This window comes from uncultured Aquabacterium sp., assembly GCF_947366995.1.
In the GTDB taxonomy this organism is placed as follows: Bacteria; Pseudomonadota; Gammaproteobacteria; order Burkholderiales; family Burkholderiaceae_C; genus Aquabacterium.
The window spans coordinates 1-9,027 of the sequence record NZ_CANBCC010000103.1; the positions used below are offsets into that span (position 1 = coordinate 1).

At 67.9% G+C, this 9,027-nt stretch carries 8 protein-coding genes; 5 read left to right on the top strand and 3 right to left on the bottom strand.

The window, feature by feature from the left end; all coding sequences use genetic code 11:
- Positions 1 to 210: 210 nt before the first annotated feature.
- Both Q0Z44_RS17630 and Q0Z44_RS17635 read left to right on the top strand, forming a co-directional pair.
- The gene (locus tag Q0Z44_RS17630; protein WP_290906456.1) at positions 211 to 1,902 is read left to right on the top strand and encodes an IS1634 family transposase; all 1,692 of its coding nucleotides are present in this window, start codon (positions 211 to 213) and stop codon (positions 1,900 to 1,902) included.
- A gap of 45 nt (positions 1,903 to 1,947) precedes the next feature.
- Complete coding sequence (locus Q0Z44_RS17635) at positions 1,948 to 2,292, top strand: BLUF domain-containing protein (protein WP_290906486.1); 345 nt, start codon at positions 1,948 to 1,950, stop codon at positions 2,290 to 2,292.
- Positions 2,293 to 2,659: 367 nt separating this feature from the next.
- Here Q0Z44_RS17635 and Q0Z44_RS17640 read toward each other — a convergent pair whose 3' ends face one another.
- Positions 2,660 to 3,910 (bottom strand): MFS transporter, encoded by a 1,251-nt coding sequence (locus Q0Z44_RS17640; protein ID WP_290906459.1) that lies wholly within the window; start codon positions 3,908 to 3,910, stop codon positions 2,660 to 2,662.
- A gap of 81 nt (positions 3,911 to 3,991) precedes the next feature.
- On the opposite strand from Q0Z44_RS17640, the gene Q0Z44_RS17645 reads away from it, so the two are divergent.
- On the top strand, positions 3,992 to 5,050 hold the full coding sequence (locus Q0Z44_RS17645) for an RNA methyltransferase (protein ID WP_290906462.1): 1,059 nt from the start codon (positions 3,992 to 3,994) through the stop codon (positions 5,048 to 5,050).
- Here Q0Z44_RS17645 and Q0Z44_RS17650 read toward each other — a convergent pair whose 3' ends face one another.
- Positions 5,051 to 7,078, bottom strand: coding sequence for an alkyl sulfatase dimerization domain-containing protein (locus Q0Z44_RS17650; protein ID WP_298015216.1), 2,028 nt, complete (start codon positions 7,076 to 7,078; stop codon positions 5,051 to 5,053).
- A 102-nt stretch (positions 7,079 to 7,180) separates the two neighbouring features.
- Between Q0Z44_RS17650 and Q0Z44_RS17655 the strand changes: the two genes are divergently transcribed.
- A complete protein-coding gene (locus tag Q0Z44_RS17655; protein ID WP_290906466.1) occupies positions 7,181 to 8,131 on the top strand; it encodes a LysR substrate-binding domain-containing protein in 951 nt (316 codons plus the stop codon).
- Here the strand turns inward: Q0Z44_RS17655 and Q0Z44_RS17660 are convergent.
- On the bottom strand, positions 8,116 to 8,445 hold the full coding sequence (locus tag Q0Z44_RS17660) for a hypothetical protein (protein ID WP_290906469.1): 330 nt from the start codon (positions 8,443 to 8,445) through the stop codon (positions 8,116 to 8,118). The genes Q0Z44_RS17655 and Q0Z44_RS17660 overlap by 16 nt on opposite strands.
- Before the next feature lie 69 nt (positions 8,446 to 8,514).
- Here Q0Z44_RS17660 and Q0Z44_RS17665 point away from each other — a divergent pair, with 69 nt between their 5' ends.
- Entirely contained in the window at positions 8,515 to 8,904 is a 390-nt protein-coding gene (locus tag Q0Z44_RS17665; protein ID WP_290906471.1) for a hypothetical protein, read from the top strand.
- Positions 8,905 to 9,027: the final 123 nt, after the last annotated feature.

A 9,027-nucleotide genomic window follows, 5' to 3' on the forward strand; every position in this document is an offset into this window, starting at 1 on the left:
ATGGATGAAACCGACCACGGTTTGACGCCACGAATCGCAGATTTGAAAGTGAACACCCGAGTTCGACACCAAAATGCCGATTTCGCATTTTTGGTGAAGCCGCTTCCATGTGAATCAACGACTTATGCGCATTTTTGCGGAAGTTTTGTAGTGGCAACTGCATGAATGCTTTGTAGTGGCTCAATTGGGGTGTTGCGCTATACTTGCGGCATGTTCATCAAGCTCACCCGCTCCAAAAGCCGCACCTACGCCCAGTTGGTCGAGTCCTTCCGTGACGAGCAAGGTCAGCCTCGCCAGCGCACGGTGGCCACTCTGGGTCGCGTTGATGAGGACGGCGGCACGGTCGATGCCGTGCTGCGTACCTTGCTTCGTGCCAAGGGCCGCAGCGGCGTGGACATCACCACGCCCCAGGTGCGCTTTGAATCGGCCTTGGCGCTCGGTGATGTCTGGGCTCTTGATCAACTCTGGCGTGAACTAGGCTTTGACGCCCTGGCGGCGGTCTTCCGGCGTGCACGCTACACCACCCCCATCGAGCAGGCCATCCGTGTCATGGTCTTCAACCGCCTGTGCGATGCCGACTCCAAGCTGGGCACCCTGCGCTGGCTGCAAACCGTGAGCATGCCGGGAGTTGATGCCGACAAGCTCAGCCACCAGCAACTGCTGCGCAGCATGGATGCGCTCATGGACCACCAAGATGCCGTCAACGATACCGTGGCTCATCTGCTGCGCCCCTTGATCGATGAAGAGCTCTCGGTGGCCTTCTACGACCTGACCACCATCCGGGCGCAAGGCTTGAGTGAGCAAGGCGGTGATGTGCGCCGCTTCGGCATGTCCAAGGAGGGACTGATCGCCCGCCAGTTCATGCTGGGTGTGGTGCAAACAGCCGATGGCATGCCCATCCACCATGAGGTCTTTGCTGGCAACGCGGCCGAGGCGCCCACGCTGCTGCCCATGCTGGGCACCTTGCTCAAGCGCTATCCGCACATCCGGCGCCTGGTCATCGTGGCAGACCGGGGCCTGCTGTCGCTCGACAACGTCGCAGCCCTGTCTGAGCTGAAGCTGCCCAGCGGCCAGCCGATGGAATTCATCCTGGCGGTGCCGGGGCGGCGTTATAGCGAGTTCGCCGAAGTCCTGCAGGCCATGCAGGCCAAGATGGCCGACGCATCGTGTGAGGTCATTGAGGAAACCCGCTGGGGTGAGCATCGACTGGTGATCGCCCACGACCCCGTCACCGCGCAGGAGCAATCGGCCCAGCGGCAAGGCAAGATCGACGCATTGCACGTACGCGCTGCCGAACTGGCGGGCAAGCTCGATGCGCAAGACGATGGCGTGATGCGCCGCGGTCGCAAGCTCTCCGACAGTGGTGCCAAGGCGCGCTTCTTCCACGAGGTCAGCGACGCTCACCTCAGCCGCATCATCAAGGTCGACCTGCAGTCCGACGTGTTCACCTATGCGCTCGATACGCAGGCCCTGCAGCGTGCCGCACTCATGGACGGCAAGCTGATGCTGGTGACCAACGTGGCCGATCTCAGTGCCACCGAGGTCGTGCAGCGCTACAAGGCCTTGGCCGATATCGAGCGGGGCTTCAAGGTACTCAAGTCTGAGATCGAGATCGCCCCCGTCTTCCACCGCCTGCCCGAGCGCATCAAAGCCCACGCCAGCATCTGCTTCATGGCGCTGATCCTGTATCGGGTCATGCGCCAGCGCCTCAAACTCGCTGGCAGCCCGCTGAGCCCTGAAGCCGCGCTGGCCAGTCTGCGGCGCATTCAACGCCACAGCGTCAGCATCGACAACGGCGCCCCTGTCTCAGGCATCTCCAGCATCAACCAAGATCAGGCCGCCACCATGGCCGCCTTGAAGGTCAAAAAGCTCAGCAACGAACTCCAGTTATCCCTCCTGTAGTGGCACGCTGACTAGGTCAACCTAGTCAAATCAACCACTTACAGCATTTGGTGTCGAACTCGGGAGGCGTGCGGCGTCACCGGGGTGTTGCTCCACCAGGGCGGCAACTTCTTTCAGTACCTGGAAGGGCCAGAGGAAGGCGTGGCGCAGGTCTACGCACGTGTGAAGAAGGCCACCAGCCACCACGGGCTCATCGAACTCTTGAACGGCCCCGTTGAGCAGCGCCACTTCACAGCGTGGACCATGGGCTTCGCCGAAGCGGCCCGCAGCGACTTGCAGCGCATCGCCCATGCATCTTGGGCCACCGAGCTGGGGCGCATCTCAAGCGCCGCCAACGCGGCCAACCCCGGCCTGGTCCTGCTGCTTGATTTCTGGCACCGAGGCACGTGAGCGCCTCCTGAGCAACACGCTCGGCGCAGGCAAAACGAGCAGCTTCAAGCTCAACCCACGCACGACCCAACGTCGCACGCCACCAGCGAGGCGAAAAGGGGCGGAGGCGCTGTGCGGGCGGGCGCCTGGGTGGTGCCGAGGAGCGCAGCGGCGAGGTGGGCGCGCGCAGCGCGCTTCGTCATCTGACTGGCCCGAGTTGTTTGAACGCAGCGTCCGAAGGACGCGGAGTGAGTTCGAGGGCCCCACCTCGCCGCGAGCACCGCAGGGCAGTCCTGCCAAAGGCAGGACCACCACCCTTGAAGCCCGACCGCACATCGCCGCAGCCCTCGCCTCGCGCTCCCCCGACAAAGCGCTCAAACAAAAACAATCAAGCCGAAGCCAAAGCCTGCCGATGCACCCGGCCGCCCACCGCCGAAGCCGCCAGCACCCCCAACATCAGCACCAACGCAGCACCCGCAAAAACGCCAGCAGGGTGCCCGTGGTCCATCATCCAGCCGAACACCGGCGCCGCCAGCGCAAAGCCCACGTCCAGCCCCGAATACACCGTGCCATAAACCCGCCCGGTCGCCCCGGGAGGCGCAGCCCGCTTGATCAGCATGTCCCGCGAAGGCCCCGCCAACCCGGTCCCGAACCCAGCCAGGGCCACGCTCGCCGCGCACATCAAAGGCGGCAACCACCCCGTCGAAGCCAGCACCAGCAGCACCGCCGCCAGCGTCATCGCCGCCGCGATCAAGCGCTCCAGCCGCTCGGCGCGCTGCACCAGAAAGCCGCCGATCACCATGCCCGCCGCACCACACAGCATGTAGCCCGTCACCACGAAAGCGGTGATCGCCTCGGGCAGCCCCACCAGCTGCTGCAAGGCCGGGCTCGCAAAGCTCTGGATCGCGCTCAGTGCCGCCGTGGTGAAGAAGAAAAACGAAAAACACAGCCACACCGAAGGCAGCTTCAAGAACGCCATCGGGTGCTCGCTCACCGGCGTTTGCGCGGCCGCCGCCCGGTGCGCCGCATGGTGGTCATCGATGGCCTCACGCTGCCACCACAGCAGCGCGATCACCGACAGCGACACCAGCGCCGCGCACGCACACGCCACGCGCCAGCTGCCCGTGGCCGAACTCAGCCCGATCAAGAACACCGGCGCCGCCGCCCAACCCAGGTTGCCGCTGATGCCGTGGATGGAGAACGCGTGCCCGATGCGCGCCATCGACACCCGCTTGTTCAAGATGGTGAAGTCCACCGGGTGAAACGGCGAGTTGCCCAGCCCCGCCAGCGCCGAGGCCAGCATCAGCCCGCCATAGCCCGTGGCCAGTGAGGCGCTCAGGCCCGCCGCCACGAAACACGCCAGCCCCGCGAACAGCACCGGCCGCGCGCCAAAGCGGTCGACCACGAAGCCGGCCAGCGCCTGCCCCACGCCCGAGATCACGAAGAACAGCGTGACCAGCAGCCCCAGCTGCGCGTAGCTCAGCCCGAAGTCCCGGATGAACAGCGGGAACAGCGGCGGCAGCAGCATGTGGTGAAAGTGCGAGGTGCCGTGGGCCAGGCCGATCAGGCCGATGGTGGTCGCATCCTGGCGTGCATCAGGGGAAGCAGGGGCGGGCGAGGGCAGGGTCGAAGCGGTCATGGGGCGTCACTGTACGCCTGGGGCCGAAGGCGCGCAGGCGGGCGCCTGACTACACTTGCGCCTGAACCGTCCTTTTTCCCCATGCGCATCGAACACATCCGCCAGCGCCTGCGCGCGCTCGGCGCCAAGCCCATCCACGAGCAGCGCGTGCTGCGCCTGTGGGCCCAGGCCCTGCCGCAAGGCAGCGGCAAGCGCCGCCCCGAAGACTTCCTGCCCCAGCCCGTGCGCGAGGGGCTCGATGCGCTCATGAGCGAAGTCATGGGCCTGGCCACGCTGCGCTCGGCCCACCCCGGCTCGGACGGCTCCGAGCGCCTGCTGGTGGGCCTGCAAGACGGCCAGACGTGCGAGAGCGTGCTGCTGCCGCGCGATGGCCTGTGCGTGTCCTCGCAAGTGGGGTGCGCGGTCGGCTGCGTGTTCTGCATGACCGGCAAGGACGGCCTGCTGCGCCAGATCGGCAGCGCCGAGATCGTGGCGCAGGTGGCCCTGGCGCGCACGCGCCGCGCGGTCAAGAAGGTCGTCTTCATGGGCATGGGCGAGCCCTCGCACAACCTCGACAACGTGCTCGAAGCCATCGAGCTGCTGGGCACGTTGGGCAACATCGGCCACAAGAACCTGGTGTTCTCCACCGTGGGCGACCCGCGCGTGTTCGAGCGCCTGCTGCAGGGCCGCGTCAAGCCCGCGCTGGCGTTGTCGCTGCACTCGAGCAAGGCCGAGCTGCGCCGCGAGCTGCTGCCGCGCGCCACGGCCATGTCGCCCGAAGAACTCGTGGAAGCGGGTGAGCGCTACGCGCGCGCCACCGGCTACCCCATCCAGTACCAGTGGACGCTGCTCGAAGGCATCAACGACGGCGACGACGAGCTCGAAGGCATCGAGCGCCTGCTCAAGGGCAAGTACGCGCTGATGAACTTCATCCCCTACAACGAGGTCGAGTCGCTGGACTTCAAGCGCCCGAGCTGGGAGCGTGCCGCCGAGATGGCGCGCTGGCTGCACCGCCGGGGCGTGCTCACCAAGCTGCGCCACTCGGCCGGGCAGGACGTCGATGGTGGCTGCGGCCAGCTGCGTGCGCGCGAGAGCGTGCTGCCGGCGCACAAGCTGGCCAAGCCCGGCGCGCGCACCGTGGTGCCGATCGCGCCGGCTTGATCACCGCGTGACGATCGGGAACACCCCCGTCGGCTTGTCGAGCAAACCGAAGAAGCGCCCCAGCGCCAGGCGGCTGCCGTCGATGCTCGTTTCCTTCGATGTCAGCAGCGCCATCGCACCGGCCTGGCCCGTGACCATGCGGATGAAGAAGGGGTGCGTGACCGTGAGCGTCGCATCGGCATCGGCCACGGGCGTGCCCGGCTCGATGGCCTCGTGGCGCAGCACGCCGTTGGCCACGCGCAGCACGTAGGCCTCTTTCAGGTCAGAGAAGACCATCTTGATCGTCAGCTTGCCGTCGCCCGCCTTCTCGGCGTTGAGCGACGCGGCCATCGATTCCAGGAAGCGCTCGATGGGCGTGTGCTGCAGCAGGTCGGCAAAGGCCACGCGCGACTGCGCCTGCGTGGGCGGGCCGTCGCGCAGCTCCAGCGCGCCGCTGAGGTACACGTTGCGCCACGGCGCCGACTCGGCCAGGTAGCCCAGTTGCTCGAAGCTGCGCGCCAGCAGCTCGCGCGAGGCTGTGTCCTTCGGGTCGGCGTAGACGGCGTGCTTGAGCAGCTCGGCCGACCAGCGGAAGTCGCCCGCATCAAAGGCCTTCTGCGCCGTGGCGCGCAGGGCATCGGCCCCACCGGCCAGCGCCACGTAGCCCTTGGCCGCTGCCACCGGCGGCAGCGCGTCCAGGTTGGCCGGGTTCGCGTCGTACCAGCCCAGGTAGAACTGGTAGACGGCCTTGACGTTGTGCTTGACGGTGCCGTAGTAGCCGTGCACGGCCAGGTCCTGCTGCAAGGCGGTGGGCATCTTCAGCGTCTCTGCGATCTCGGGCGCGGTCAGGCCCGCGTTCATGCCGCGCACCGTCTGGTCGTGGATGAACTGGTAGCTGTCGCGCTGGTGCTCGATGAAGGTGCGGATGCGCTCGGCGCCCCACACCGGCCAGTGGTGCTGGGTGAAGACCACCTCGCTGCCTTGCACCTGTGTCAGCGCCTCGTTGAGGTAGCCGGCCCAGCGCGTGGCGTCGCGCACCTTGGCGCCGCGCAGCGTGTAGAGGTTGTGCAGCGTGTGGCCCATCAGCTCGGCGCCGCAGTAGGCCTTGAGCTCAGGCAATGCGAAGGTGAACTCCGAAGGCGCCTCGCTGCCCGGCACGTTGAAGAAAACGAAGCGCACGCCGTCGATGACGTGTTCTTCGCTTGGCTTGTGCACCAGCAGCGTGGGCGGCAGGATGCCGACGCGGCCAAAGGGCACGGCCTTGCCCAGCCCGTTGTCGACCACGCCGGTGGCGTTGGCCGGCAGGCGGCTGCCGTACATGTACATGGCGCGGCGGGCCATGGCCGTGCCCATCAGCACGTTCTCGCTGGTGGCCTCTTCCATGAAGCCGGCCGGCGCCACGATGGGCACGTTGCGGGACTTGGCTTCGTCGGCCGAGATCACGCCCAGCACGCCACCGAAGTGGTCGACGTGGCTGTGCGTGTAGACCACCGCCGAGACCTTCTGCGCGCCCAGGTGCTGGCGCGCAAACGCCATGGCCGCGGCGGCCGTTTCGCGCGAGGTGCCGGTGTCGACCACGATCCAGCCCGTCTGGCCCTGGATCAGCGTGATGTTGGACAAATCGAAGCCGCGCAGCTGCCAGATGCCCTCGCGCACCTGGAACAGGCCGGTCTGGTTGTTCAGGCGCGCCTGGCGCCACAGGCTGGGGTTGACGCTGTCGGGCGCGGCCTCGGCCTGCTGGAAGGCGAAGGCGTCGTGGTCCCAGATGACCTGGCCGGCCTCGTTGCGCACCTGGCCGCTGGGGGCGGCGATGAAGCCACGGCGGGCGTCGGTGAAGTCGCTGGCGTCGGCGTGCTGGAGCTGGTGGGCCACCTCGGCCTGCGCGCGCTGCACGGCCGGGTGCACCGGGCCGCCGGGCTGCGAAGCCGCGGTGCTGGCCGGGCGAGCGGGCGTGCCGCAGCCGGCGGCGACCAGGCACAGGCTGGCCAGCAGGGCGGTGGACAAAAGGCGTGGGTGCAGGCCTGAGTGCAGGCGTGAGCGAGGGGCCATGTGGGTCTCCAGGGCTGTTGTGGGAAGCAGCTCGGATCGTGGGCGCGGGCGCACAATGTGTCCAATGCATTGTTTTCATTTGCATGATGAGCGGAGCGCATCGTGATCGACCTCAAACGCCTCAGGCACCTCACCGCCCTGGTCCAGCACGGCAACTTCCACCGCGCGGCCGAGGCCCTGCACCTGACCCAGCCGGCGCTCACGCGCAGCATCCAGGCGCTCGAAGCCCACGTGGGCGCGCCCCTGCTGACCCGACACCGCACCGGGGTCGAGCCCACCGAGCTGGGCCGGCTGCTGCTGCGCCACGCCGGCGCGCTCGAAGGCCAGGTGCGCGACCTCGACCGCGAGCTGCGCCTGGCCAAGGGCCTGGACCTGGGAGAGCTGCGCGTGGGCGTGGGCCCCTGGGGCGGCTCGGTGCTGGTGGGGCCGGTGGTCGGACGCCTGAACGCCTTGCACCCGGGCCTGCAGCTCAAGCTGGTGCTCGCCCCCTGGCAGGAGCTGCCCGAGCGCGCCCGCGCCCGCGAGGTCGACGTGGTGCTGGGCGAGCTGCGCGAGATCGAACAGCTCCCCGACTTCGAATGCGCCCCGCTGAGCCCGCACCAGGTCTGCGTCGTCGCCCGCGCCGGCCACCCATTGACGCGTCAGCCCAGCCTGCGCACCGCCGACCTGTTCGACTGGCCCCTGGCCGGCCCGAACCTGCCGGAGACCGCCTTGCAGGCCCTGGCCGCGCTGGCCGCCGCCGCCGGTGTGCCGCCCGAGCGCCTGCGCCCCGGCCTGCTGGGCGTGACCTGCGACAGCTCGGGCATCCTCAGCCAGGTGCTGCAGGAAAGCGATGCGCTGTCCTTCATGCCGCGCTTCATGGCCGAGGACGACCTGCGCTCAGGCCGGCTGGCGACCCTGGCGGTGCCGGGGCTGACGCAGTCCGTGCGCTTCGGCGCGGCCTGGTTGCGCGGCCGCACCTTGGGCGGCGCCGGCGAAAAGTTCGTCGCGCTGCTGCACGCGCACGACGCGGCTTTGCGCGCGGCGTCGAGCGCGCCTCAGTCCTCGCCCTGACCGATCGCGCCAGCGAAGGCGCGGGCAAAGGCCTCGCCGAACGAGGGCGTGCCGCTGATCGACAGGCTCACCGTCACCCAGTCGCCTTCCGGGCTGACGTGCAGGTCGTGGCACCAGCTCGCGCCCTCGTCGAGGTCGCCCGGGCCGTCGGGGAAGCGCCGCGTCGCCCAGGCCAGCACCTGCTCCACCTCGGCCAGCACCGCCGCGTGGCGCTCGCGCGAGGTGGACGCCATCGCATCGAAGGTGTGCACGCCGTCGGTGTCGCCACTGGCGTCGAAGCTGAGGAAGTCGAGGTGGGGGCGGCTGCGAGACATGGGGCGAATTTGTACCACCCTCGGGCCTTGCGCCCTCAACTTGCGCGCGGCGGGGGCCGATATCCACCCATGGCCTCCGATCCGACCCCCACCTCACCTGTTGAGCAACCCACGACTGCGGCGCCAGCCCTGCTGGACCCGGCGGTCAAACGCAGCTGGATGCGAGCGACGCGCGTGACCATCGTGCTGACCGTGTTGTTCTGCCTGATGCTGACCGGCCTGCGCTGGCTGGACGCCAAGCGCCAGGCCCGAGCGGTGGGCGCGACGGTGGTCAACCTCGTGGACGCGGCGCAGGGCGTGACGTCCGTCACGCTGCTGGCCGTCGAGGCGGCGGTGGAGCCGCAGGTGGCCGTCAAGGCCGTGGCCTTTTGCCCTGCCGACACCGCCATCGCCGCGGGCCACCCGAGTTCGACACCAAAATGCCGATTTCGCGTTTTTGGTGAAGCCGCTTCCATGTGAATCAACGACTTATGCACATTTTTGCGGAAGTTTTGTAGTGGCAACTGCATGAATGCTTTGTAGTGGCGCAATTGGGGTGTTGCGCTATACTTGCGGCATGTTCATCAAGCTCACCCGCTCCAA

Excerpts from the sequence above, each read along its gene's own strand:
- Q0Z44_RS17630 (WP_290906456.1), top strand. The coding sequence starts at position 211 with ATGTTCATCAAGCTCACCCGCTCCAAAAGCCGCACCTACGCCCAGTTG.
- Q0Z44_RS17640 (WP_290906459.1), bottom strand. The coding sequence starts at position 3,910 with ATGACCGCTTCGACCCTGCCCTCGCCCGCCCCTGCTTCCCCTGATGCA.
- Q0Z44_RS17645 (WP_290906462.1), top strand. The coding sequence starts at position 3,992 with ATGCGCATCGAACACATCCGCCAGCGCCTGCGCGCGCTCGGCGCCAAG.
- Q0Z44_RS17650 (WP_298015216.1), bottom strand. The coding sequence starts at position 7,078 with ATGGCCCCTCGCTCACGCCTGCACTCAGGCCTGCACCCACGCCTTTTG.
- Q0Z44_RS17660 (WP_290906469.1), bottom strand. The coding sequence starts at position 8,445 with ATGTCTCGCAGCCGCCCCCACCTCGACTTCCTCAGCTTCGACGCCAGT.
- Q0Z44_RS17665 (WP_290906471.1), top strand. The coding sequence starts at position 8,515 with ATGGCCTCCGATCCGACCCCCACCTCACCTGTTGAGCAACCCACGACT.